Source organism: Desulfosporosinus sp. (assembly GCF_014237355.1).
Classification (GTDB): Bacteria; Bacillota; Desulfitobacteriia; order Desulfitobacteriales; family Desulfitobacteriaceae; genus Desulfosporosinus.
In genome coordinates this window covers 1-25,703 of the sequence record NZ_JABZFS010000017.1, presented here as the reverse complement: position 1 = coordinate 25,703, position 25,703 = coordinate 1, and the positions used below count along the sequence as shown (strand labels likewise).

Below are 25,703 nucleotides of genomic sequence, written 5' to 3'. Positions count from 1 at the left end.
GCTCTAGCCGACTGAGCTAATGGCCCTAATGGCTGGGGTGGGAGGATTCGAACCTACGAATGCCAGAGTCAAAGTCTGGTGCCTTACCGCTTGGCGACACCCCAATCTATTCATTAAGTTAGAACATTAGCTCTATAACCTAAAATCTTGGTTGCGGGGGCCGGATTTGAACCGACGACCTTCGGGTTATGAGCCCGACGAGCTACCACTGCTCCACCCCGCGACGTAAATATCATATGATTTTTCAGTAACTTAATGGGCAGATTTATATATTACCATGTTAAGATCTGGTTGTCAATACTTTTTGAGCTCTCAATGATACGTTAACAAGACGTCCGTTTAAGCAGCAACTTCTAAGGAAAGGCGGACGAGATATAGGTGTCTCTCTTATAAATTATTATACCTTATCGAGTTGTTTTTTTAATCTCCTAAACTCAATATACATACTAATCCTCCATGGTAGGATCATACTAAAAGCTAGGATGAAGAAAATACCGCTCATTTGAGCAGGATCGATATGTATGGTCTCTGCAAGAACAATTTTCCCAATCATTCTTAAAGCCACTAGGCTTATCAACGCTGCCAAAAACAACTTTGAGCGCAGAAGATAGATTTTGTTTTCTCGAATTTCAAATTTAGAGGTCTTAATTAAAATTACGGAGAAAAGCATTCCCATGACAACGGAACTTATTAGCTCGAGTAACGTTGGTCTAAACATTGGAAGGATAAACATACTCCCGCCAGTAGCCATGAAAATTGGCGGTAAAATAATTTTCTTTGCAACGGCTGGTTTTTTTGTGTTTCTCAGCCGTACTAAATTTACGACAATAACCATTAAAATCGACACAACTATGGAGGCAATTACTAAAAACTCTTTTGTTAACATAATTAACCTTTCTAACTTTAAGGTTGGACACCTATTAAATATACCTCTTAGCCTTTAGAATCACAAGCATAGAGTTGTTAAAAGTTGGCCATTTTTATCCCATTTTTACTACCTAATAGAAATTCGCATAAAAGCTTAATCTTAGGAAAAACTTTTAGATAAGGTCCATACTATTAAGGAGGATTAGAATAATGCAGTTAGCAGCACATGAGGCTCAAGATCTACATGAATTGACACTTAGTTGCGTAAATTCAGTTACAACCATGGCTTTCTTTCTAAATCAAGTCAAAAATCCAGAACTTAAAGCTATTCTTCAGCAACATTTTGATTACCATGTGAAGGATTATAACATCAAGGTTGAATATCTTAGTAAGCCCGACGGTCCAACCTCGACTCTTCAAGTTCCGCCTTTAAATAATACCTTACCTGAATACACCCAATCTCAAGCTGAGGAGCAACCAGTCACTCCAAGAACACAACTTAATTCCTTAAATGATAGGGAAATTGCTACATCCTATATGTTGACTCTCAAGCGGGCAGGTCGCGAATATGCCTGGGCTGCGATGGAGGCAAGCAATCCTGGTTTGCGCTCCTTCTTAGAGGATGCATTCAAAATGTCTTCACATCATGCCTTCGATGTTTGGCAATGGATGGTAAAACAAGGATACTATCCCCTTAAAGCTGCTGATCCAGTAATAACTCAGACACTCGGGCAGATGTATGATCTAGTTCAAGGACCCTCCTCAGTACTCCAGTAAAATAAGTTCCTAAAGTATTAATTTGGAGGGCTCACAATGAATATAACAAGGGGTAATGAAAGAGCTATCTTTGAATTACTTTATAAGTATTGGGTAGATCAGGAGTCCTACGAAAATCTTGAGCAAGAGATTTCATTTCTAGATCCTCAACATTTAGGTTTCAAAAAAAACACTATTGAGGCAAGAGACATTGCAAGGGAGATAATCGAGACTGATCCAGTACTATTTCAAAACGATTTAGCTGCAGACTGGCAAAAATTTGTAGATGATCGTTTAGCTGGAGTTGAATAGGATAATTTTATCAGTAAAGCAAAACAGAAAGCGTAGGGTCCTTTGATTAATTCAAAGCGCCCTACGCAAAGGAAGGTTTTTAAATGAGACATTTAAGTGCACTATTGGCAAAGCTTGTTATGGTTACATTGGTTCTTTATGTGATCCTCGGTTTGTTTTCAGGATTAAGCTTTACTTCAGTTCTTTTTCTCAGTTCTATACTTGTAATTGGGTCTTATTTAATCGGAGATTTACTGATCTTACCTAGCACAGGCAATTTGGTTGCGACACTTGCCGACTTCGTTTTGGTTTTTGCCTTGGTATGGGGATTAGGAAGATATTACTATGGTCCAGTGATCTCATGGTATATGCCCGCTCTATATAGTTCATTTCTAGTTGCAGGAGGGGAATGGTTTTTCCATAAATACCTTCTAGGAAGAGTTATCCATTCTGAAAGAGTGAGCATTCCACCTATTTTGCCAAAAGAATGATAGTTTGAACAGCGTTTTTAAACAGAAAGCAACCTGGAAAAATTCCACTGCTTTCTGTTTTACTTTTTCTTCGCTATTCAAGTGAAAAAACTAAGTACATAACATAATTGATTAAATGAACAAACTTTCAAGAGTGTTTCTCCGAGTCAGTAACTTTTAAAGCATCCCCTTTACCAGTTTCAACCCCACTACCACTATACTTTGCTGTTTTATTATCTTCTATAACACCTTCAACCTTGGGCTCCTCCCATGCGTTACGATTTAATAGTTCCTTTTGTTTATTACCCATTTAAATACCTCCTCGTATATTTCTTCTTAAAGATACATTTCTAGATTTCCCTATTCAGATTTAATTACTCATAGTAGTTTTCGATATAAACATAATTCATATACCATAAAGGGTGGAAAGTCGCTGAAGGTCTAAGAAAAACGCTACGCGTCTTTTTACTACACATGTCTTTCTGAGGCATAGCCGAAGAATCTTGACTTCTGCACTATTTCACACAAGTTAAGATCCTTCGCTGCGCTCAGGATGACATGAGTGAAAGAGGACTCTAAAGTTATACTTTCTGATACGTCAAAAAAGCGAGGCCTTATTAAAAAGCCTCCCTTTCAACTCTATGCACTAATCATAATTACATTGGCCCATTTAGGAACCCTTACGTCTCCGTACATAACTACAATGACTTTCATCCCTCGTGGTGGACGATCGGGCCAGGATGTATGTCCGTCAGTAATAACAATTCCCAATTGAGGCGAAGGCTTCAATTTTGCCGCAGCCTCCAAACCGACCCCCATGTCCGTTCCACCGCCTCCCGCAAGTTGGATTTGGTCCGGACGAAACACCCGACGGCAAAATTCAACAGTCTGATCCACAGCCAAAACATGGATTCCTTCCTTTTGCCCTAAGGACTTTAGGATACCGGATATTTCGGCTAGGGTCTGGGCAAGCATTTTTTCAGATATACTTCCACTGGTATCCGCCACAACGGCCACTGATGGTACAGGACAGCGCATGGACGGAAAAATAACATCTCCAATCCTAACCAGCCCCTGGCGACGCGAGGGACGATAGTAGGAATAATCTGCTGACCCCGTTACATCAACAACAGCAAATCGAATAGCAACGGCAAGCTGTTTTCTCCAGTCTACTTTAGGATGAAGCTTATCTTCTGCCCATCGGGCCCAATGACCAGGTACACAGCCTTGACCTCTGGCATGCTCTCTGATTTGAATAGCAACATCCCGACGGATTAACTCTCCTTCCGTTCGACTGAGACCGGATGAAGACCCTTTGCTAGGCGGTTTATCCTCCCAAGACGCCATTTGACCAGTTGCACAAGAGCCACTCCGACCGGAACCGGGCAACGGAGGTTCTGGTGAATCTAACTCTGCATGGTTTTTTATTTGATCCGCAGATGACTGCCCTTCCTGCTTCTCCAAGGCCGCATAGTATTCCTCTGCTAGAAGGTTTTCCGGTTGTCCTATGTATTCGGGAGTCACTGGTTGAGCCGGAAATTTAACCCCTTCACGGATAAGGTCATCATTAATTTCCGCGTCTGCAGCGATATTGCTTAGGCGTGGATTAAGGCACCTCATCCTTTCCGAGTGATTGCGGAGAAGGTGACATATTTCATGATATAAAGCACCCGCAAGAACTTCCACTGACCACCAGGAAAACACGTCAGGGTCGTAGTAGAGTCTCCAATACATATCGACTGCAATTGATCTCAAGCCGGGCTTAGGCACCGGTTGGAGGGCCCAGGCAGCAGAAGCTAAATAAGGACGCTCTTTCGCTAGGCGGATGCGAGCTGCCTGCAGCTCAAGAGGTAGAATCACGCCTGTAACACCTCCAAACATTTTAATGCTTCAATTGTTTCTATAATTCCAGACGTTTCTCCGGCTTGATTAGTTCCGGATGAAAAGATTTCTTCACCGACCGTAATTTTCTGTGTTCGCTCTCTTTGCTCATTTATAGGCTCCGGGGGAATCGGGAATTTAATTTTTAGAGACTCTAAATATGTAAGGGTTGGAAGTTGATGGGCCCGGTAATTTCGGTAGCGCGGCAGAAAGACCGGAGGATAATCCTCAATTATTCTTTTTAAGAGAGGGGCTGCATCTTCGGACAAAATGGAAAAGGTATTAAATTGATTGTTCGAAATGGCGATTACCGACGAACAGACTGGCTCATTCTGTTTAGTTGTATAAAGTCGGTACTCTTTCACCCCCTCGGGATTCTCGAACATTTCCGCCTTCCACTCACTTTTCCGGTTTTGATGCAGCTTTTCCAGGGTTTCGACCCACCCCTCTGTCAGAGCCACTTTGAGAATAGTATTAATTTGATAGGCCGGTAGTTTAGAACCTTCATAATTATATAGGTCGAGTCGGGATGCCCTCGCCCTCAACTCTTCCATTCTTACTAAAACTCGGCCGGATTCCTCGAAAGTATCTTCCTTCCAGTAGATGTTGCGGTACTCATAAGGAGGATTCACATAAGTCCCCCTTTTTGTAGAAGCGGCGCAAATTCCTCTAATTCTTTCAAGGGGATAGATAATTCCGGTTTCCTTGCTTGCGCTAATTTTTTTGCGGCTACTGCTGCGATATCTTTATTTCCGTGTTCAGATGCCCGGGCAAGTACGCACCAGGCAGCAGACCAGCGTTCCTCTGTCAGACTTCCTACAGCGGCAGTAACTATAGCCATCAGTATGGCAAAGGCCTGGTCTCCACGATCCGGCAACTGCAGATAAGTCGGATTGGCTAGGACCTCTTCCGGATCCGGCAGGTCCAAATCTCTGCGCCATGCTAAGAATTCCAGACAGGCTCCTTCGCCAACGCATCCAGCGGTAAGAGAAGCAATGACATCCTCCTCTGCCTGCACACTTTCGGCAGCTGCCAATAACCTGGCTGTCATGGACCAAGACCTGGGAGATGGCCAGGCCTTCCCGGCTTGCCCCTCATCTTTGGGCACCTGAAGCAATAAATGCGGCCTGTGTCGGACAAAAGACGCCACAAGCACCTCTTTTTCCGGTATTGAATTTTTCCAAGATGAAGGGAGATGCGGTAAGGCAGAGTTAGACCATCCCCCAATCATACCGTCTACCCAGCCCTGAGAGTCCAGGGACCAAAAAAGGTGGCAGAATCTGTTCGCCAGAGGAGCGGAAAGATCCCATCCACCAACTGCCTGTTCCGGCGGATTTGCCGATGCAACAACAGCTACACTGGCGGGTAAAGCTAAATCCCCTACGACCCTATCTAAAACGACTCTTAATAAGGCAGCCTGGACCGCAGGCGGAGCTGTGGAGATTTCATCTAAAAAGAGCAGACCCTTTCCAGCCAGAACCAGGCGATGAGCCCAGGCAGGAGGCTCCATGCGGACACCTTCCTCCCCAATGACCGGAAGACCGGAAAAATCCGAAGGTTCACGAATAGATGCCAGGACAACTTCGAGGGGGAGTGTTAGTCCATCCGCAAGCATGGTTATAGTTGCAGTTTTTCCCACGCCTGGGGGGCCCCAAGTAAGGATCGGAACCCCAGCCTGTATAGCTATGGCAAGAGTATAACTCATAGACATAATATTGTTCTGCACCTCCGTTGGTCAAGGCTGTGCTATTACATGCAGCACTGCATGGGCGACCATATTTCATCAATCAAATCCTTTCCATTTTATGCTTAAAGTATAAGTCGAAACCAATAGTTTCCGTATTCCTACCAAAAACTAAACCAAAGATATAGAAACTACCACCCATCATTCGAAATATTTAGCTATAGGAAATTTCGGGGAGAACTCAATATATTTCTCAAAAAACTTGCTGCATTGACCAATAATAAGACCATTGACTAAAGCGCAAATGACTGTTCCAATACCAACTCCACGCAGGGTATTAAAGAAAAGGTATGACATTATAACGGCAACAACACAGCTGGTGCAATCATACCAAATCTTAAATTTATAAATGTTTATCTGATATTTTTTAGAAACTTCTTTAACGAACAGCTCATATACTTCGGGAGAAAGGTATGTGTGAAAAAGCAACGAGATACCCATAGCGCATAAGAGCATACCGAATAGGTATAAAGGAATTCGTACACTCAGCGTAGCAGCTGCCACATCACGCAGGACCCAGATCCACCCATCCAGAAACACGCCATAAATTACAGCCGTGACGAAAGAGAAACAGTAAGACAGCTTAAACTGGCGCAATAGGAGACACACAAACACCAGAAGTACGGCCTGCAAAGTGTATTCAGCCATGCCAAATGTGAGAAAATTAACTTTCAAAGAGATCAAATACGCTGGAGCAACTACCATAGACATGCCCAGGTCTGCTTTTTCCATGAGTGCTACACCAACGGCTAGAATAACCAGGCCCAACACATAGGCCATCTCGGCAAAATTTTTTATCTTTTTCATAACTCCTCCTATAACTTAAAAAAGGCTATAACCCATGGCTGTTTGATATCAGAAACAGCAAAAGTTATAGCAAATTAGCAAATACATTCCTTCACTTATGACTATTAATTTCAAGTAGATCTAAAGACACAATAACCGCTCGCGATGTTCCTCGCTGTCGATAATTGGAATTTGCACTTCCGTAATATAGTTGGTGCTGTCCCGCTCTACAAATTGGTCAATGATATTAAATTTAATACTAATTTCAGCTAAATCTAATTCACCACCCGCCTTACGAATTCGTTGGGCACTTTCGTAGATTTGCCCGTAAGCGCCCTGATGATAACCACAGAGGAAACGTCCAGCGGGTATAACGGAAAATCGCAAAGAATCTGTCATCTCTTTTTGGAGGATTGTGTTCTCTCCATCGTCAAACAGATAGGCACCGAAATATTTTGAATCACCTTTATAAAACACTACTGTGGGATTTAGGTAAAACCAATCATCCCCATAGAGCAGCTCCTCTCCACCTATAGGAAAATAGTATCGATCGGGGAATTCCTTGATCGACACCCGATCTATATCCACATTCGGCAATTCCTGCTCGATAAAATGGATTTTCTGCTGAATTGCTCTGTCGGTATTGAGCAAGTTCTCTGCTTTTTTTCTTATTATGGAGGACTGGTTTCTAAGTTGCTCCAAGGTAGAATCAATATCACGAGATTCTAAATAGGAGGCGTGAATCTCCTTAAGGGAATAACCAAGACGATGCAAATAACGTATAGTCGCTAGCTTATATATCTGGTCAAACCGATATCTGCGATAACCGTTCTTAGGATTCCGTTCGGCCGGGACGAGGAGGCCGATTGAATCATAATAAATGAGGGTCTGCACATTCAGGTTAAATAATGCACTTATCTCGCCAATGCTAAGGGTTTTATTCATAGCTAGTCATTTCCTTTCCTAGTAAGGTCATTATAACTATCAATTGCCGAAGAGACAATCCCGAAGTTTTCCGACCTTGTCAGGAGCAGAAACAATGCTATATTTTGTAATTCGTAATTAATGTCACCCCTAGCGTTTATTACGCTCGAAAGGGATACCCAGGGCAGAAGGATCTATGCTTTTACCAATTGATAAAAAGAGTACGATCACAGCGACTACATAGGGAAACATGCTAAATACCTGTGTGGGAATCGGAAAGCCCAAGGTTTGAAGGTTGTACTGCAGTGCCTGGGAAAATCCGATCACCATGGCTGCTGCAAAAATTCCTACCGGATTACGCCGCCCCAGGATTACCACGACTAAAGCAATATAGCCTCTCCCGGAGGTAACGTTCTCCATGAAGAAACCCAGCTGTCCCAGGGTTATACTTGCTCCCCCCAAACCACCTAACACACCGTTTACAAAACAAGCGAAATAGCGAATTGCAAAGACATTTAGACCGGCAGAGTTTGCCGCCTGGGGATGTTCCCCTACAGCATGGAGATTAATACCCCACTCCGTCTTGTAGAAGAAAATTGCCGTCAGCACAATGGAGATCAGGGCAATATAGACAAAAATGTTCTGATTGAATAAAGCTGAGCCGATGATCGGAATGCTCGAGAGCAGAGGAATTTTTACCTCACTGAACACACTGCATGATGGGAGAGTCGTTGTCTGTCCAAAAACGATCAAAAACAAGAAGCTTGTAAGCCCCATCATCATAAAATTGAGTGCCAGACCCGCAATAGTCTGGTTAGCTTTACAATGTATGCTTAATACCCCATGGATCATGCTGACAAAGATGCCGCCCATAATACCTGCTAAAAGCCCTAGGAATAGATTTCCTGTAAAAAATGCGACGATAAAGCTGAAAAACGCTCCGGAAAGCATAATTGCCTCAACGCCAATATTCAGGATCCCGGCTTTCTCGGAAATAGCCTCTCCTAGTCCCGCTAAGATAAGAGGGGTTGCCATCCTAACCGAGGCTATCAAATACATGGTAACCAGCGCAATAAATCCAGAATCCATTTTCAATCCTCCTATTCGTCCGGTAAAAGTCGGCGGAAGAGACTTTTACGGGCCAGAATTAATAAGACGACAACCCCCATGATGATTGATGAAATGGACGTCGGCACACCAGCCATACGCTGCATTCCTAATGAACCAACCTGAAGTGCTGCGATGCCCAGGGCTGAGATGACCACGCCTAGGGGGTGATTTTTCCCCAACAGGGCAACGATAATGGCAATATACCCATAGCCTGGGGAGATACCTTCAAGCAGCTTGTGATGCAGTCCGGATACCTCGCACACACCTGCAATTCCGGCAAGACCGCCGCTTATCAAAGAGGAAAGAACAATGTTTTTATACACAGAAATACCCGAGCATTTACTGGCCCTAGGATTCAGACCAACCGCCCGCATTTCATACCCAATAGGCGTCTTCCAAACCAGAATCCAGACGAGGACTACACTAATTAGTGCAACCAAGAGACCTGCGTGAAGCCGCGTAGTGCTCATAAAGACTGGCAGTGTCGCGCTGTCCGGCAGAAATGCCGACATTGGTAAAGAACTGGAGGGGTCCTTAAGAATAGTACGCACCAAAATACCTACAATACTTATCGCGATATAATTAAACATAAGGGTAGTAATCACTTCTGAAATCCCGAATCGGGCCTTTAAAAATCCTGGGATAACCGACCAAACTCCGCCGAAAACAAACCCGCCTAGGATCACCAATGGAATCATAAGGATTGCCGGCAGATCGTTAAGCCAGAAGGCCATGCAGGTAACGGCAATGGCCCCCATGTAAAGCTGCCCTTCGGCACCGATGTTGATAAATCCGCTCCGGGCACCTACAGCCACGCCTAAACCTGTCAGAATCAACGGTATTGCTTTCACTAAAACCTCTGAAACTGAATAGAAGGAGCCGAAAATACCGGATAGAAAGCTGAAGAATGCCTGGTTTACGTTGCTGCCAACCATAAGGATCAGCAAAATTGAGATTCCTAACGTCAGGATAGCAATACCGAGAAACGAGAGAACGTTTCCAGACTGTTTCATAGTGATTCCTCCCTTACCTCAGACGTTCTCCCAGCCATCATAAGGCCAATATGAGAGAGATTCAGATCTTTGGTGTTAGGAAAAATCCCCATGAAGCGACCTTTATAAATCACGGCGATCCTATCGCTCAGTAAAAGGATCTCCTCTAAGTCGGCCGAAATGAGGAGAATACAGCACCCTTTCGACCGACGCTGAAGAAGCTGCTGTTGGACAAACTCTGTTGCACCAATATCAAGACCCCGTGTCGGCTGATGCGCCACAATCGCTTTGGGGTCACCTGCCATTTCCCGTGCCAGGATCAACTTTTGCTGGTTTCCGCCGGAGAGGTTGCGCAAGGGAGTATTTAAATCCGGGGTTTTGATGGCGTATTCTTCCACTACCTTTTTTGTGTCTTCCCACACTAATCGGGCATTGATCAGTCCACCCTTAATAAACTGTTGTTCAGTGTGGGTTTTTAAAAGCATATTATCTGTTAGATTCATATCCATGACTAGGCCATCCTGCTGACGATCGTCTGAAATATAGCCAATCCCAAGCTTCTTGCGTTCAAGTACACTCATTGAGCTCATATCTAGGCCGTCCAGTCCAATCTTCCCACTGCTCTGTTTACGGATGCCCAGAATTACCTCGACTAACTCCTTTTGCCCGTTCCCATCGACACCGGCGACGCCGACGATCTCCCCAGGTGCAATCTGCAAGGAAATCGAATCAAGCCCTTTTATATTTTTTTCCTTCAGTGAGACATCCTCTAGGAGGAGTCCCTCCCTGCCAGCATCGGGCACGATAGGCTCTCGCTGGATACTGTTAAGCTGTCGTCCGATCATATACTGAGACAACTCTTGCTCTGTAATGTCACTGGTTTTTTCTGTAACTACATTACACCCGTCGCGAAGAACTGTTACACGGTCGGTAATACTCATAATCTCGGGGATGCGGTGAGTAATTATGATAACCGATCGACCGTCGGCGCGCAGTTTGCGCAGTACCTCAAAAAAGTATTCTGTCTCCTGTGGAGTAAGCATTGCTGTAGGCTCGTCCAAGATTAGCAGTTCTGCATCCCGGTAGAGAAGCTTAATAATCTCAACTCTCTGTTGTTCGCCCACGGACAGGGAGGAAATATAAGCATTAACATCGATCTCAAGACCGTATTTTTCCGAAACTTCTGTAATGGTTGCATTAAGTGCCTTACGGTCAGGAAATGGATATCCTTTTTCTCTGAGTCCAAGGGTTATGTTCTGAGAAACGGTTAAGGTAGGCACTAGCATAAAATGCTGATGAACCATGCCGATATGACAAGCAATGGCCTCTCTGGGTGATGTAAAGGAAACCTCTTGCCCTTTCCAGAGAATAACACCGGAATCCCTTGAATAGATGCCATATAAAATGTTCATCAAGGTAGTCTTCCCAGCACCATTTTCTCCTAGAAGCGCATGGATTTCTCCTGGCATCAGATCAAAACACACCCGATTATTGGCCCTTTTCCCAAAAAAAGATTTACAGATGTTCTTCATGGAAAGCAAAGCCATGATTCATCATCCTCTCCTAAAAAGAAGAAGATGTCTCTGGACAGTTCTCAACATTATCCATCGAGACATCTTCTAAAAATGGTTATGCCTATTTTGTGGATTTCTCGATAACAGGAACGGTAAAGGTTCCGTCAATAATCTGTTGCTTGGTCTCTTCTATCAGTTTTTTGGTAGCTTCGGGAATTTTGCTCTCGAACGAATGGTAGGAGGAAATATCGACGACCTTTTCTTTCATGCCCAAGTGCGTAATACCGCCTTTAAAGGTGCCATTTTTCACTGCATCGACAGCGGTTAGAATGACTGTTGGCATATTATACACAGTCGAACACATGACAGTGTTAGGGGCGATTGAATTCTGGTCATATGAATTCCCGCAAGCCAGTATGCCTTTTTCCTCTGCAGCCTTAATAGCGCCTGTTCCCGCCTGGTTCGCAACATGGTAGAGAACATCTGCACCCTTGTCAATCATGGACAGCGCCGCATCTTTACCGGCAGAAACATCCGTAAAGGAATTTACGTAGATTTCATAAACCACAATATCAGGATTTACTTTTTTTGCTCCCAGCTTAAAAGCCTCAAGTTCCTTGACAATAGAGGGTTGCTCGATACCACCGATTACCCCAATTTTACCGGTTTTGGACATTGAACCAGACAGGATACCCATTAAATATCCGCCCTGCTCGCAGCTCATTACATAGGAAGCCATATTTTCAGCTTGTGAATTGGACTCAGTTGCCATGAAGTGGAGCTTAGGGAATTTTTCCGCCACACGAACGGCTGGATCACCAAACTGGAAGCCATGCCCGATGATTAAATCGTATCCCCGTGCTGCATAATCGTTGTAGGCTGATTCAGTATCGGCTACACCAACATTTTCCGAATAGGTTGTCTCCAACCCGTATTTCGATTCAGCAGCTTTAAGTCCCTCTAATGCAGTTGCATTCCAGCCCTGATCATTTGCAGGACCCGAGAGAAGCAGCGCAACTTTCATTTTTTGCTCTTTTGACGAGGTCTCTTCTGCACCACCACTGCCACAACCCGTTAACAAGACTAACAAACACATTAGAAGCGCTAAACCTTTTAAAATTTTCATCTCTATTCCTCCTCTGAATTCTTTTGATTTTATATTAGCGGAATGCCTCACACTCATTGCGGAGCACCCGCGTACAAACCTTTTCCCCCTGTTCCATCAAAGCCTGTTCATCAACACCCAACAGTTGACCGTCCCGGAACACGACGTTCCCGTTAACCATGGTCAGCCAAACAGGACCAGTCACGCCGACCCGAGCTAGGATATTGCTAGGGTCATGCAGGGTGCCCGTCAGTTCCAGCACTCCAGTATTAATCATGAACAAGTCAGCCGCTTTTCCAACCTCCAAGGACCCAAGTTTGTCCCGTCCCAAGGTTTTGGCACCGTTAACAGTTGCAATTTTCAACAACTCATAAGGGGAAAGACAACCCCCTCGCGCTTTACTGTGGTAAGCTTGCATCAGATAAGCCATTCTGAGGGAATCGAGCAAACTTGAACTATCATTGGTAGCAGAACCGTCACATCCAAGACTAATGACCACATTATCCTTCTGGAGAGCTTTCATATCAAGGATCGGGAAACCGCCCAAGACAGCAGGCGAAGGACAATGGGAAACCCCAGTGCCGGTTTGTCCCATTACTTTGAATTCTTCAGGTAACAGCTCCCATCCATGGGCAATCCAAACATCCGGGCCAATAAAGCCAATTTCCTCACACCATTCAAGGGTTCGCTTATTCCAGCGTTCCTGCATTATGATGTTTTCTCCTTCGCCAAGATGGGTATGCAAGCGCACGCCCTTTGCCCTGGCTAGAGCCACCGATTCTTTGAAGGTGTCTATGTAACTGTTAATCGGCTGGCAGGGCGCCACCACAATCTGCTTCATTGAAAAGGGTGCAGGATCGTGATACAAATCAATCAAACGCTCACAATCGGAAATAAACTCCTCGGTGGTTTCCAGCATATCCTCGGGGATCGTGCTCCCTTTGCTGCGCGGGAGTGTATTGGTCCCTCTTCCGGCGTGATACCGGATGCCCAGTTGAGCTGCCGCTTCCATCTGCCGATCGACCAGCAACTTACCCGACGCACTTGTATAGCAATATTGATGATCGAAAGCGCAGGTGCATCCATGCTTGAGCAAGTCTCCCATGGCAGTCAATGACGAGTAATAGATGACCTCAGAATTAATTTTTTGAAAGATACGGTAGATTTTGTCAAGCCATTCAACGACCAGCATATTAGGATAATCTATGGTCATCAGATTCCGGACAAACGTTTGGAAAAAGTGGTGATGTGTGTTAATCAGACCGGGATAAACGAATTTGTCACGGCCGTCGATCACTTCAGCTTCCTGTGACGACAAGTTCTTGCCTATCTGCAAAATCTGTGGTCCCTCGATAAGGATATCGGTATCATAAAGGACTTGATCTGCAGCGTTACAAGTTACAATTGCCCTTGCATTTTTTATTAAGATTTTTTTTCCCATCTTGCCTTCATTGCCTTTCTAATGTCGATATTAATTTCTTTTGATCGGCAACAGTTTCTTTTCCATTGCGATATATTCGTATTCTATACCCTATAGTTACTATAGGGTCAAGTACCTTTTTAGATTGCAAATCGTTTTGCCTTAATACAAATTGCATCCATAATACCCCCCTTAAGAAAAACGCTATCTTTTTACTTACATGTCTTTGTATGAAAGCAACTCAAGGGCAGTGTCATCCGGAAGGAGGAACGACTGAAGGATCTTGATCCTTCGCTGCGCTCAGGATGACATGAGTGAAAGAGGACTCTAAAGTTATGCTTTCTGAAACGCAAAAAAAAACAGGCGCTTAAGAGCGCCTGCCAAAAAAGTATAGAATTATGAGCAAATCACTTCAATACACTCGAAAAGGATTGATTTCCTGACCAATTAGCCTAACAGCTTTTCTTATATCATCGTCATTCCCTTTACAAACACATAACCGCAAAGCTTCCGAATGAGGGATGCCGTCGATATAACAACTATTTGTACTGTTTAAAAGCACATTATGATTCGCAAGCCTTTTTACAAGAGTATCAGCTGAAAGACCTTCTATGTCTATACAGGCATAGATCCCGGTGGGAGGGATATAACATTTTATAATATTATTAAGTTCACAGGCCTCTCGCAAAACATCCATTTTTTCTTTGTAAAACCGTTTAATTCTTTGCACATGGAACTTGTACATACTACTTTTCAAGTAGATTTCCAGTGCTCCCTGTGTAAGGATCGGGGAATTGAGATCGATGCTCCGTTTATAGGTTATAAATACATCCTGTAACTCCTTAGGTACTATAGCCATTCCCAAGCGCAATCCTGGCAGCAATGTTTTTGAAAAGCTTCGTATGTAGATAATCCGTTCTTGCTCCCCCAAAGCATACATAGGATCCGCCTTTGTATCCAGTTCCAAATCTGCTAAATAATCATCCTCAATAATATAGACACCGTAATGATTAGCAAGCCTTATTATTTCCTTCTTTTGTCTGTTGTCATAGCAAAATCCTGTAGGGTTTTGATATCTTGGCATTGTATAAAAAAATTTAATATCTGATCTTTTAAATATTGATTCCAGTTCATTTAGATCCAGACCCTTATGTGTTCTTCGAATACCAACAATTGGAGTTTTGTTACATTTCATTACTTGAAGCATTACAGGATATGTTGGTTGTTCTACTAGTACTTTAGTCCGACCATTGGGAAAAGGGATAGTCCCCAGAATATATAACGCCTGCTGAGATCCGTTAGTTATAAAAATATTTTTTGGTTTTGTAAATACCTGAAAATTCACCAAGTGTTTAGCTAAACTCATTATTAGTTCTGACATACCCTGGGCTGTTGAGTATTCAAACAGCTTTTTTTCATATAACGAAATCGCTTTTTCCATACAATGATGGAAATCCTTATAAGGATTAATCGAATCGTGAGGACATGCTGTCGCTAGATCGACTACGGCAGTACTTCTATCTTCGATAGCAACTGATTTTACAACAAAAAAGCCACTTTTAGGAAAAGCAAAGATTAAATGCTCTGACTCAAGCAATTTATAAGCTTTTACAATTGTATCTGAATTACAACATAATTCTTTGGAAAGTGTTTGTATCGATGGTAGCTTCTCGCTAGGCCTATATATACCAGAAAAGATTTTTTGTCTTATAAAATCGGCAGCTATCTCATATTTGTAGGACATAGTCGATAACCCCTCTTCTGTACCGGTATAGGTTAAGAATTATTTTCTAGCTTTGGTCTACCTGCTTCAATTAAACTAAATCTAAACGTGAATAAGAGCTAAGTTAACAAGGCCTTAAGACGAAAACCAGATACTCAAGGGGGGATTTTATATGATCCAATTGAATGTCAATTCTTATGACAAAGTTATTAAGCCATTGAAAAGCGTAACAATAAATACGTTATTTGCTAAATCAGTTATTAATCAGCAAGTACCTGGTTCGGTTTATGTTGATTGCCCCATCAACCCAAGAGTATTTTATATTGTACATCCCTATGGCATGTCATTACTTTTCGGCGAAACAGAAAATGCCAATTTTAATGATCACTTATTTGCGTATTTAACAAATAAGGAAAAGCTTAGAAATAAGGAAGAATGGTTACAGGTATTTCCCAAATATTGGAACAAAAAACTTGAACGTTTACTAGCTTCTTATTTAATAAAAAAAGATATCACAAATAAGATAGAGTTTTTAGGCACTAATTACGACAATAGAAAAGTGGTGGAGAACACAAGGGTTAATTTTGTTTTTAATCCTAACGAGTATAGAAACGTTAAAACAAAATTTAGTAGACAAAGAGAGGAAATAGTCCGGGTAACTAAAGAAACCTTCAGGAATTTCGAGGGAAATGTTGTCCCCAAAAATTTTTGGAAAGATGAAGATCAGTTTGAAAATAAGGGAATAGGCTTTAATCTAATTTACGATAATACTGTAGTATCAATCGCATTTTCGTCTTTCAGGGTCAAGAACCAATTAGAAATTGGGATTGAGACCTTAGAAAGGTATAGAAGTAAAGGGTTTGCATTATATGTTTGTTCCGCTCTAATTAATTATTGTATTGAAAACTCTTTGGAACCAGTTTGGTCATGCCGCCAGGAAAATACTGCCTCATACCAGTTAGCTCACAAGCTTGGCTTTATACCTACGCTTAGTATTCCATATTATAGACTTTTGGTATAGAACTATTTATCGCGCCTTAATCTGCAAGAGAAGCGATTTATCCCCTGTATTTTTTAGCTAATCCCTTTAAGAAATTTCTTGCGTATTTATCCCCACACTCTTTATAATTCTTATGTCCTTCCTTTCTTAATAGAGCACTTAATTCTCCTTTTGTTATGATGACTCCTGCTTCCTTTAATATATCTATGATATCCTCACTTGATAGTGATAGCGCTATCTTAAGCTTCTTAAGCAGGATATTATTAGGATTTTCATTATTCTTTAGTCCTGGTTTTTCAGGTTCCCCTGGTTTTGAATCTTGCTTCCCTCTTTTAAGTATTATCAAGCCATTTAAAAACGTTTCTAGCATACTGTTCTTACATTTTATATTCTCTTCCTTATCTCCTACCCCGTCCGGATCGTCAACTTCGTCGTTGTAGCGGTAAGTGTCTTTTGATTTTATAAGCAGCTTTCTTACTATTTCTTCTGTCAGTTCAGCTCCACCAAGTTTGAATATCTGTACCATTTGTGTATCCCTTAAATTGAGAGCATATCTTAATCGAATTAAAATATCATTATTATCCATGGGTAATCCTCCCTACCTTTCTTAAACTATACTTCCATTATAGCATGAATATTATTTATGGCAGAGCCACCGTACTGCCATGAGCTTTCCGGTAAAAATAGACCTCCTTATGTAGATTTTTACATCTTCAGGAGGAGGTTTTGCTATTGCCCATGGGATTGTAGCTAAGGATGGATAAACGATAAACAATTAAAGGTGAAGTCTATGAAATAGACAAGAATACCTTGAAAAGGCTGGACCATCTTAAAGAGGGTATTTGTTTCTTAGGTCTTAAGGTACACTTTACCTTCATCCCCATCAACCTCTATTTCCCATCCATCTTTAATAACTCGCATAACACCAGGAATATTCACCACGGCGGGAATACCGTATTCCCTGGCTACAATGGCCCCATGAGATAAATAGCCTCCGGTTTCCATAATCAGCCCACTTGCTTTTAAAAACAACGGGGTCCAACCCGGATCGGTGGAGGGCGCTACCATCACATCTCCTGGCTGCAGCCTATTTCCTTCATTAGGATGACTAATCAACCGAGCATTACCGGAAGATCTTCCCGCAGCAACCGGCACACCTGCCAGGAAATTGCCCGAAGTCAAAGTGGCGGGCTCTGTATAATTAGGAGTCTCTCCCATAATAACATCCGGCGGTGAGATGGACTCCATTTCTTTCATGAAGGTTTTTCTGGTATTAATCAGCGCCCGGAGCCCGTTGCCATCCCATTCGCCTGTTAAAACCGCAACTAGTTCAGGCCAGGTACAAAGATAAACATCGGCTTGTTTTTCAATGATCCTTCGTTCATATAAACGAGTGCCAAGTTCTTCCGCTATCATCCTGTATGCTCCAATGACCACCGCCAGCACTGATTTTGTCCTTTCCCTCACAGCTGCCCCTTCCTGGGCCTTACTAATTAGTTTTCTGATGGAGGAATGTTTTTCCGCCGGTACTTTATTTTCGACTTCCTGCCAGGCCTGTTCAAATTTCCTCTTTTGCTCAGCTTTTAATTTACTAAGATCAGCAGTGTTTATCGTACTGCGAATAATATTCATCAGGTATGAAGGGTCCTCCTTCCACCTGGGGTTAACAATGTCGAGCTCGTAGACTGCCCGGTGCCCATAGTCTTTTATAAACTCACGAAAAGCCTGTTTGAAGGTAGACCTTTCCGGTAAAAATTCTTCCCAAGAACAAGGATCAAAATTTTCATCGCCAAAAAACTTTAACGCATCATTGTCCCTACGGGCGATTTCAGCTAGTTCCATTAGTCTATATCCGTGATCTGCACTGGTGATATCCGCAGATCCCCCCACCATTAAGGCGTTTATAACCGTTGTGGACCTCTCAGCTAAGAATTTTGATAATATCCTAAATAACGACCCTATTTGTAAGGAAGCCGACCCGCTTAAAAATGAGAACTCCCCAGCAAATTCTATGTTAATCCTGCCAAGTTCATTATACAGTCGAATGAACTCCTGATCCTCTAAATGGCTAAACCCTTTTGATGTTAAGTTCTCAATGGTACTTAGGACCCGGGTATGGGTTTTTGAAGCATTTTTCTTAGCCTGATTTATTAAATTGGCTCCCTTTACTCCATTCCATAACCTCTTTAAACCAGTAAGTCCTTTATAGGGTTTTGGGTCTTTTATTTCAATTTCAGGCTGATGACCTCCAAAGCCAAAATTGAAAGCCCGCGGCAAGGCACCCATTGCATCGAACATACCCCATTGCAATGCCGATAGATTACAATACAGCCGACCGTTGAAAAACCTAGAGAACTGTAATCCTTTGGGCAGTTTATAACCAATTTTACTATAATTAGATTTAAGAATTAAATCTATGGTAGAAATCGATAAACGACGACTGAGTGGTGACAGAACCATAGGCACGGCATCTCTATAGTTTCCATTGGACCAAATATCCGGTTGGTTCTTTAGAGCTGCAAAGGTTTTCCTGGCTAGGGCTGTCACTGGTCTAGCCTGAACCAAAACAAAATCCTGACCGTCAAAAACCCATTCTACGTCCTGATGCTGATCACATTCCCCCAAAGCTTCAAAGACCCTTAAAAGAAGTAACCCGAACTTTTCGATTTGCTCATCGGATAACACTTGCTGGGTAGAATAATCTTTAGTTTGCACAAATTGAATTCCCCCATTCTCTTTTGGGCAGGTCAAACCTTCTTTCTGTCCCGTTATTCGCTCAATCAATTGGGGGATAGCTTTCCATGGGCTGGAATCCAGATAGTAGGTATCAGGCTCAATAATCCCTTTTACAACGGCTTCTCCCAAGCCAAAATTGGCATTAACAACCAAAACATCCTGATGTCCGCTTTGAGGATCACAGGTAAAACCTACTCCAGCTGCCTGAGCCTTCACCATCTCCATTATTACAATTCCAGCAGCTACCTGATCATCACTAATATTTAACTTTCGGCGATAGGCAAGAGCCTGATTCGACCAAAGAGATGCATAACAACCTTTCACAGATTCAAGTATACTCTCCAATCCGTGGACATTCAGAAATGATTCGTGGATACCGGCAAAGGATGCCCTAGCTGAATCTTCAGCTGAGGCGGAAGACCTAACGGCTATTGGCCTGTCAATGATACCAAGCTGCTCAAGCATAGATCTTAATTCATTAACGATAGGTTTAGGTATTAATCCCGCCTGGATTTTCGCTCTTAATTTACTTAATCTGTCTTGGTTCTCGGCTTGATCAATGTTTCCGACAGTTACTGATTGGGAAATGTTATAAACCATATCCTCTAAGCTGTTGTGCTTGATAAACTCGATGTAACAATGGGTATTAAGAACTCCTCCCAGGGGAATTTTAAAACCATACTGGTCCAGACGTCCCAAATTCCAGCCCTTGCCACCAACCTGCTGCACTCCAAACTCAAACGCTTCATTCCATGTTAAAAAGTACTTTCTTGGGGATTTTATCATATAAACCACCCCTTACTTAAATTGTCCTAAGCCGTTATTATCTCTTTAGTTCCCTTCATTCCTGGACTTTGCTCCATTGAGAAAGAGGTCTACAAGTTTAGCCATTTCCTTACGCAGTTCTAGCTTTGACGGATCATTTAGCCAATCCATGACAACAGAACCTCGAAGAATATCTAATTGTTTCACCAAGAGTTCGGCCTGAATATCCTGTCGGATTTCACCTGCCTCTTGACCAAGCCTGATAATCTCAGAAATAAGGCTTTGACTTCCGCCACTTTTGTATCCTTCTCCTTGATAGGCATTTTTCAGGCGATAGCCTAAACAAATTCCAGTTAGCTCAGGGCTAATTTCCACCCACTCATAGAGTCTATCGAGTATAACTAATAATCGCGACTTTGTATCCGGCAGCTCTTGCAACGTTTTCAAGCTTTCTTCAGCGAATCCCCTTGATAGACCTCGGACATGTTCATCTATAATAGCCTCCTTGACCGGAAAATGATTGTACAAGGTCTTTCTGGCAACATCAGCTTCTTCCGCTATCTGCTCCATCGTTGTATCGTTAAATCCCTGACTCTGAAATAAATCCATCGCAGCTTTACAGATTTTCTGGCGTGTCTCCTTTTTTTTCCTTTCCATCCTGCCTTCTACCGGTGCATTCCTCTGTTCCATTTCGGTGCCTCCTATGAATCTGTCTATAATTACCAGTATGCAAAACTATTGTACATTGGGTATAGTTACACTTTGTGTAATTATTTATATTATCCCTATTCTCTTGCAGTGTGTCAATACCTTCAAAATACAAAAACCATGCGTGTGCACGAAAAATACGAGGACGATTACTCGTCCTCGGTATTTACTAAACATACGGGATTTTTTAATACTCTAGTAACTTCATCTCAACCATAGGGATAATATCCTCGATTGGCCTCTTTCCGTAATAAGCAACATGCATCACTTTATTATCCAAATAAGTAAAAATATGCTTTCTAATTCCCTCTTCTGCCAGATACATTTTAAGTTCCGAATGATTAATTGCTTTAATTTCAGTGTCATCACGGTAAACATAGCGACTAATAAGGTCAAAGGTAAGCTTTTCTGCCATGTTGCCAAAGGTGAGCTTGAAAAAACGAGTAGTTATACTCGGCGAATATTCCTCACTATTATCTCCCCACACTTCACCCTCTATAATTCCATGTTCATCTATTTCATATTGGACAGGTGCAAGCAAGCTCCAATCGTAACTTACTCTATTCGCCCAGTCAACATTATTACTAGTATAACCCCTCTCGCGCCTAAGCTTTGGATTTTGTTCTATTTCAGTAAGCCTTACGATCGGAAGATTAGTATTATTTTCAGTCAGTGTGTAGTCTTGGCGCTTGCTAATTTCGACTAATGGTATGCAGATACAAACTATCGCTAAAGGCAAAAATATTGCTGCTAATATGCCACCTGTCAATCTCGCTTTTCTAAAGTCCTCTCTATGATTGATTGAGTTACCTTGTAATAGAGATTTCTTTAGATTACGTATGGCTACATAATTTCGTATTACTGAATAAAAAACATATAGTTCAACTACAACAAGGAGCATTTGCTGAACAAACGAACCTTTGATCATAAATAAAAAAGGCTCTTTATTGAGAAAATAAGCACTAAACATCATACCAAGGAACAGCATCATTGCCATTGACATCATTATCAAATTGTTTCTTAACCGTTTGTTTAAGTCTGACAAAGAAAGCCCTTGCTCAATTGGATCTGTATGTAACTCAGTTGTGGACGTTTTCGCATCCGCAGAAAAAATATAAAAATCCCTATTGTTTGTGACAATATCCCATCCGCAATCATGATATACATCTAATTGTTCCTGTGAGGGATTTTCCTTTATAATATCAATTCTATAGTTGGTTTCCCTGGGTTCCCCATTTTCAAAGTAACCAAAGATACGTCCAATTTTTTTCAAATGCAGCCCCTTTCTCGCCATATCAGAAAACCAGGCTTCATTCCGGCCCAGAGCATACATATCATCAAGCATTAGTCTTTTTACGAACTTACCCATTTATAATCCCTCCTCTAGTATAATTCCATCTTTAATCATATACTTTAACCTTTTGTATTCAGCCTTAAGTGCTACTCTACCCTCTTCTGTAATAGCGTAAGTTTTTCTACGACCATCATCATTCAATATTATAATTAGTTGATCTTTTTGCAGTCGTGTAAGAACGCCATACAGCGTTCCCGGGCCCATTTTGATACGTCCTTTTGATACTTGTTCAATTGAACTCATTAGTTGATAGCCATGATTAGGATTCATCAAGGCAAGGAGTATATAATACATTGCTTCCGTCATCGGACTGCTTGTATTTGGCATTATTTCAACCTGCTTTCAATATTATGCTAGGCGATATATCGCATGACATAATACTATGATAACCTCATTTCTTTGTCAATTAAATAAAAAGAGCTACCCGTAGGGCAGCCAAAAATACCAATAATATAGCACCAGTACCAAAGGAATTACCCGTTACTACTGATAGTCATGCTTCTCCATAAAATTCGCCTAATCGCCCAGTGCACTCATTTAAGTAACTCTTCAAGACTTATACTAAATCCCTCCAAAACCTCGGAATGGGCTATCCCTGTTTCCTTCAATACCTCTACCTGGTGATACTGCCCTTCCTCATTTAAACCATAGATTTGTACAGTATTCAAAAGAGGATTAACAATCCAATATTCTTTAACCCCATATTGCATATATAAACTAAGCTTTTTAACGAGATCATGAGCTTGATTTGAAGGAGATATAATTTCAACAATTAGCTCAGGTGAACCAACGTATTTATTCTCGCCTAGTTTCGTCTTATCACAGATAACCGATAAATCCGGAATGACCACCTTGGTTTTTTCAGTCTGATCCCCTTGATTATCATCCGCTGTCCTAAGCTCAATGTCAAAGGGTGCAGGAAATACTTCGCATTCTTTCCCTTCAAGGAAATTGAATAACTTTGCATGTAATCTACTGGAAATCCTCTGATGTTTCGTCGAAGGAGATGGGGTCATATACACAATTCCATCAATGTACTCGAATCTACTCTCAGAATTTTCCCTAAGTTTATTGTATTCTGCCATGGTAATGACTTGAGGTTCAGTTAAGCTCACCATAAACACCCCTCATGTGTATAGATTGATGTTATTACCATATTATAACACAATCCAACCTATACCTTCCATTGATATCCTATCTAACTTCGTGCTGGAACGAGCTGACACTGGTATTTCCAAACAAATCATAGTATAGAATTGTCATACCTAACCGAGAATAATACAAACAAAACAAAACAACACAAGGAGGCATTTATGAAAAGGCAGACTAAAAATTGGATTGTATTTACTCTTGCTTTATATACAACAATGTTTATACTAATCCCTCCAAAACGAGGACCAAAAGTTGCTCCGTTTGGATTCTATTTAGGTTTTATTCATGCGAGCATTCTGAACTATTTTACCGTAAAAATCTATAAACTATGGAAATACCCCGGAGACATTTTATTAAAAGGGATACCTATCTTTACCTGTTTAAGCTGGGTACCAATCGCTAATATATTTGCCTATTATTTTCCATACCGAAAAAACTCTATTTTTAAAGCTGGCTACATACTTATGTTTGCTTCAGCGACAACAGCGGTTCAACATATTCATGGTTTTATTGGCATGTGGGAAAGTAAAAAATGGAGAACAATGTATACCTTCCCTCTTGCTGTATTTACCCACACTATAATGACGTTATTTCTACCGCTGTTTAACTTAAAGAACATTAGAGAGAACCATTGATTTCTCTGAAGATATCAAAACCTCCTCCTGCAGATGTTTAAAGGTTCTACAGAAGGAGGCGCCTATTTTTCAACGTTGATTTTCACCTAAGCAGCGAAGAAATTTTCTCTTTTATCTTTTCAGCTTCTTGAACAAAAACATTGCTTAAATCAAAAAGGTTTTTACCGTAAAAATCCGCCTCAACAACAACCGGATCATATGGGAAATGCCCTAAAATCGGCAAAAAGTTAATCCTCTGTTCAATTTCGTCGATTTGCCCTCCATGCACTTTATTTACGACTGTATAAACATTTTTGACCCCTAGGTCATTAGCAAGTTTTACTACTGCATGAGCTGTTTCAATACTGCGCCGCCCAGGTTCCACGACAACAATAAATGCATCGACACCTCTTGCCGTCCCCCGCCCAAAATGCTCCAGACCTGCTTCCATATCCAGAATAGCAATTTCATTTCTTTCCAGGACAATATGATCCAAGAGACTTTTTAAGAGGGTATTTTCTGGGCAGGCACAGCCGGTTCCTCCTTGGGTAATCGACCCCATCCGTAATAGTTTAATTCCCCGATGTTCAGCAACATAGGTATCCGGAATGTCCTCCACCTGGGGATTAAGGCTATAAATTGCCCCAATCGTTCCCGGTTCAGCTCCAGTACGTTCTTTAATAAGTTTTCGTTCTTCCGAAATAGGGGTTAGTTTGGCTAACAATTCTGGAGGAAATCCTAGAGCCGTTCCCAAATTGGCATCAGGGTCAGCATCTACTGCAAGAACCCTCTGTCCATCACGGGCGTAAAGATAGCATAACAGGGATGACAAGGTCGTTTTCCCCACGCCCCCTTTACCAGAGATGGCAATCTTAATGCTTTTTTCGCTCATATATTCATCCGTCCTTATCAAAAATAGACTCCCACTTTTACAAGCGGGAGTGGGATCCCTACTTTGCGGTAACTTTTAATTTCCGGGGCAAACAAGTCCCAAAGCCTTACGTTTCTGAATAATACGAGTAATCATTGTTTGAGCAGCCTGAATTGGATCTTCTTCATAAATTAGTTTTCCCCCAAAAAGTTCATCTGTAGTCACGGAAAACTCACCTTTGTTAGCTGTTAGAGCTTGTTCTACAAGCGGTGAACCTGTAATAGGGGCATTAACCCCGATGTGAACATCCACTCCCTGAGCAATAAAGAAGGTCCCAATGGATAAAGCTTTGGGGCTATGATTTTCAGGACTAGAGCCTGCCACGGGTAATTGTCTCACAGCAACGCCCATTCTATCTGCTAGGGCAACCAGCAAATTATCAATTCTAGAATTATCAACACAACTTCCCATATGAAGTGCCGGTGGTAAGGCCGGTAAACCGTTTGCTTGCCCCATGGCAGTCAGAACATTGGCTAGTTTTTCGCCGCAATAGTTTAATCCCTCGGGTGAGAGTAGCCCATTTTTCCCTAAGGAGTGAGCTGAACATCCAGAGGTAACGATTAAAACATTATTCCTCATAAGTTCTTTGGCCACTTCCGTATTGGCCCAGTCTTGTTTCACTTTAGGATTTGTGCATCCAACAATCGCAACAACACCTAAGATGTCACCTTTAGCGATAGCTTCTATCAGGGGAAGTAAAGGATCCTCTCCATTTAAAGCAGCAAGAAGTTCCACAATCTGCTCTACGGAAAATCCTGCATAGGCTTCTACTGTACCTGACGGAATCTGGACTTTGGATTGGTCTCTGTCCGGGTAATGGGCTAGAGCACGACGGACAATATCCTCTCCCATCCTATCTG

The 25,703-nt window shown here is 42.0% G+C and carries 26 protein-coding genes, 2 tRNA genes and 1 pseudogene; 5 read left to right on the top strand and 24 right to left on the bottom strand.

All coding sequences use genetic code 11. From position 1 onward, the window contains the following. Window positions 1-29: 29 nt before the first annotated feature. The 3 genes from HGJ98_RS04160 to HGJ98_RS04150 all read right to left on the bottom strand — a co-directional run bounded on the left by HGJ98_RS04160 (window position 30) and on the right by HGJ98_RS04150 (window position 886). Window positions 30-104, bottom strand: a tRNA-Gln gene (locus tag HGJ98_RS04160). A 44-nt stretch (window positions 105-148) separates the two neighbouring features. After that, a tRNA-Met gene (locus HGJ98_RS04155) sits at window positions 149-223 on the bottom strand. Between the two features lie 174 nt (window positions 224-397). Then, a complete protein-coding gene (locus tag HGJ98_RS04150; protein WP_291349788.1) occupies window positions 398-886 on the bottom strand; it encodes a CcdC family protein in 489 nt (162 codons plus the stop codon). A gap of 191 nt (window positions 887-1,077) precedes the next feature. Between HGJ98_RS04150 and HGJ98_RS04145 the strand changes: the two genes are divergently transcribed. The 3 genes from HGJ98_RS04145 (at window position 1,078) to HGJ98_RS04135 (ending at window position 2,405) form a co-directional block, all read left to right on the top strand. Further along, window positions 1,078-1,644: a spore coat protein gene (locus HGJ98_RS04145; RefSeq protein ID WP_291349787.1), complete on the top strand. Its 567-nt coding sequence runs from the start codon at window positions 1,078-1,080 to the stop codon at window positions 1,642-1,644. Between the two features lie 36 nt (window positions 1,645-1,680). Then, complete coding sequence (locus tag HGJ98_RS04140) at window positions 1,681-1,935, top strand: hypothetical protein (protein ID WP_291349786.1); 255 nt, start codon at window positions 1,681-1,683, stop codon at window positions 1,933-1,935. 83 nt (window positions 1,936-2,018) lie between these two features. Next, window positions 2,019-2,405 (top strand): DUF2512 family protein, encoded by a 387-nt coding sequence (locus HGJ98_RS04135; protein ID WP_291349785.1) that lies wholly within the window; start codon window positions 2,019-2,021, stop codon window positions 2,403-2,405. 127 nt (window positions 2,406-2,532) lie between these two features. On the opposite strand, the gene HGJ98_RS04130 is transcribed toward HGJ98_RS04135, so the two are convergent. From HGJ98_RS04130 to HGJ98_RS04070, 13 genes are all read right to left on the bottom strand, one after another. Further along, window positions 2,533-2,694, bottom strand: a complete 162-nt coding sequence (locus tag HGJ98_RS04130; protein ID WP_291349784.1) for a hypothetical protein — start codon at window positions 2,692-2,694, stop codon at window positions 2,533-2,535. A gap of 329 nt (window positions 2,695-3,023) precedes the next feature. Then, a complete protein-coding gene (locus HGJ98_RS04125; protein ID WP_291349783.1) occupies window positions 3,024-4,244 on the bottom strand; it encodes a VWA-like domain-containing protein in 1,221 nt (406 codons plus the stop codon). Continuing rightward, a complete protein-coding gene (locus HGJ98_RS04120; RefSeq protein ID WP_291349782.1) occupies window positions 4,241-4,897 on the bottom strand; it encodes a hypothetical protein in 657 nt (218 codons plus the stop codon). The genes HGJ98_RS04125 and HGJ98_RS04120 overlap by 4 nt, the downstream gene beginning before the upstream one ends. Then, entirely contained in the window at window positions 4,894-5,970 is a 1,077-nt protein-coding gene (locus HGJ98_RS04115; RefSeq protein ID WP_291349781.1) for an AAA family ATPase, read from the bottom strand. Before HGJ98_RS04115 ends, HGJ98_RS04120 begins: the two co-directional genes overlap by 4 nt. A gap of 180 nt (window positions 5,971-6,150) precedes the next feature. Next, window positions 6,151-6,816 (bottom strand): DUF6198 family protein, encoded by a 666-nt coding sequence (locus tag HGJ98_RS04110; protein ID WP_291349780.1) that lies wholly within the window; start codon window positions 6,814-6,816, stop codon window positions 6,151-6,153. A gap of 120 nt (window positions 6,817-6,936) precedes the next feature. Continuing rightward, entirely contained in the window at window positions 6,937-7,740 is an 804-nt protein-coding gene (locus HGJ98_RS04105) for a MerR family transcriptional regulator (RefSeq protein ID WP_291349779.1), read from the bottom strand. A gap of 129 nt (window positions 7,741-7,869) precedes the next feature. Next, window positions 7,870-8,808, bottom strand: a complete 939-nt coding sequence (locus tag HGJ98_RS04100) for an ABC transporter permease (protein WP_291349778.1) — start codon at window positions 8,806-8,808, stop codon at window positions 7,870-7,872. An 11-nt stretch (window positions 8,809-8,819) separates the two neighbouring features. Then, the gene (locus tag HGJ98_RS04095; protein WP_291349777.1) at window positions 8,820-9,842 is read right to left on the bottom strand and encodes an ABC transporter permease; all 1,023 of its coding nucleotides are present in this window, start codon (window positions 9,840-9,842) and stop codon (window positions 8,820-8,822) included. Continuing rightward, window positions 9,839-11,353: an ABC transporter ATP-binding protein gene (locus tag HGJ98_RS04090; protein ID WP_367142663.1), complete on the bottom strand. Its 1,515-nt coding sequence runs from the start codon at window positions 11,351-11,353 to the stop codon at window positions 9,839-9,841. Before HGJ98_RS04090 ends, HGJ98_RS04095 begins: the two co-directional genes overlap by 4 nt. Window positions 11,354-11,456: 103 nt before the next feature. Further along, a complete protein-coding gene (locus HGJ98_RS04085) occupies window positions 11,457-12,461 on the bottom strand; it encodes a BMP family protein (protein ID WP_291349775.1) in 1,005 nt (334 codons plus the stop codon). Window positions 12,462-12,495: 34 nt separating this feature from the next. Beyond that, entirely contained in the window at window positions 12,496-13,881 is a 1,386-nt protein-coding gene (locus tag HGJ98_RS04080) for an amidohydrolase (protein ID WP_291349774.1), read from the bottom strand. A gap of 7 nt (window positions 13,882-13,888) precedes the next feature. Continuing rightward, complete coding sequence (locus HGJ98_RS04075; protein WP_291349773.1) at window positions 13,889-14,038, bottom strand: hypothetical protein; 150 nt, start codon at window positions 14,036-14,038, stop codon at window positions 13,889-13,891. 234 nt (window positions 14,039-14,272) lie between these two features. Beyond that, window positions 14,273-15,604, bottom strand: a complete 1,332-nt coding sequence (locus tag HGJ98_RS04070; RefSeq protein WP_291349772.1) for a PLP-dependent aminotransferase family protein — start codon at window positions 15,602-15,604, stop codon at window positions 14,273-14,275. 151 nt (window positions 15,605-15,755) lie between these two features. Between HGJ98_RS04070 and HGJ98_RS04065 the strand changes: the two genes are divergently transcribed. Continuing rightward, a complete protein-coding gene (locus tag HGJ98_RS04065) occupies window positions 15,756-16,604 on the top strand; it encodes a GNAT family N-acetyltransferase (RefSeq protein WP_291349771.1) in 849 nt (282 codons plus the stop codon). A 37-nt stretch (window positions 16,605-16,641) separates the two neighbouring features. On the opposite strand, the gene HGJ98_RS04060 is transcribed toward HGJ98_RS04065, so the two are convergent. The 6 genes from HGJ98_RS04060 to HGJ98_RS04035 form a co-directional block, all read right to left on the bottom strand. Next, window positions 16,642-17,169, bottom strand: coding sequence for a DUF1456 family protein (locus HGJ98_RS04060; RefSeq protein WP_291349770.1), 528 nt, complete (start codon window positions 17,167-17,169; stop codon window positions 16,642-16,644). A 263-nt stretch (window positions 17,170-17,432) separates the two neighbouring features. Then, a complete protein-coding gene (locus HGJ98_RS04055; RefSeq protein ID WP_291349769.1) occupies window positions 17,433-20,105 on the bottom strand; it encodes a PEP/pyruvate-binding domain-containing protein in 2,673 nt (890 codons plus the stop codon). 45 nt (window positions 20,106-20,150) lie between these two features. Continuing rightward, window positions 20,151-20,774, bottom strand: a complete 624-nt coding sequence (locus HGJ98_RS04050) for a TetR/AcrR family transcriptional regulator (RefSeq protein WP_291349768.1) — start codon at window positions 20,772-20,774, stop codon at window positions 20,151-20,153. A 205-nt stretch (window positions 20,775-20,979) separates the two neighbouring features. Then, entirely contained in the window at window positions 20,980-22,161 is a 1,182-nt protein-coding gene (locus HGJ98_RS04045; protein WP_291349767.1) for a DUF2812 domain-containing protein, read from the bottom strand. Beyond that, on the bottom strand, window positions 22,162-22,473 hold the full coding sequence (locus HGJ98_RS04040; protein WP_291349766.1) for a PadR family transcriptional regulator: 312 nt from the start codon (window positions 22,471-22,473) through the stop codon (window positions 22,162-22,164). A gap of 206 nt (window positions 22,474-22,679) precedes the next feature. Then, the gene (locus tag HGJ98_RS04035) at window positions 22,680-23,264 is read right to left on the bottom strand and encodes a Uma2 family endonuclease (RefSeq protein WP_367142662.1); all 585 of its coding nucleotides are present in this window, start codon (window positions 23,262-23,264) and stop codon (window positions 22,680-22,682) included. A 195-nt stretch (window positions 23,265-23,459) separates the two neighbouring features. Between HGJ98_RS04035 and HGJ98_RS04030 the strand changes: the two genes are divergently transcribed. After that, on the top strand, window positions 23,460-23,933 hold the full coding sequence (locus tag HGJ98_RS04030) for a hypothetical protein (protein ID WP_291349764.1): 474 nt from the start codon (window positions 23,460-23,462) through the stop codon (window positions 23,931-23,933). 82 nt (window positions 23,934-24,015) lie between these two features. Here the strand turns inward: HGJ98_RS04030 and HGJ98_RS04025 are convergent, their stop codons facing one another. Both HGJ98_RS04025 and HGJ98_RS04020 read right to left on the bottom strand, forming a co-directional pair. Further along, on the bottom strand, window positions 24,016-24,804 hold the full coding sequence (locus HGJ98_RS04025; RefSeq protein WP_291349763.1) for a carbon monoxide dehydrogenase accessory protein CooC: 789 nt from the start codon (window positions 24,802-24,804) through the stop codon (window positions 24,016-24,018). A gap of 75 nt (window positions 24,805-24,879) precedes the next feature. Then, window positions 24,880-25,703 (bottom strand): annotated as a pseudogene (locus HGJ98_RS04020) (carbon monoxide dehydrogenase); the annotation flags it as partial.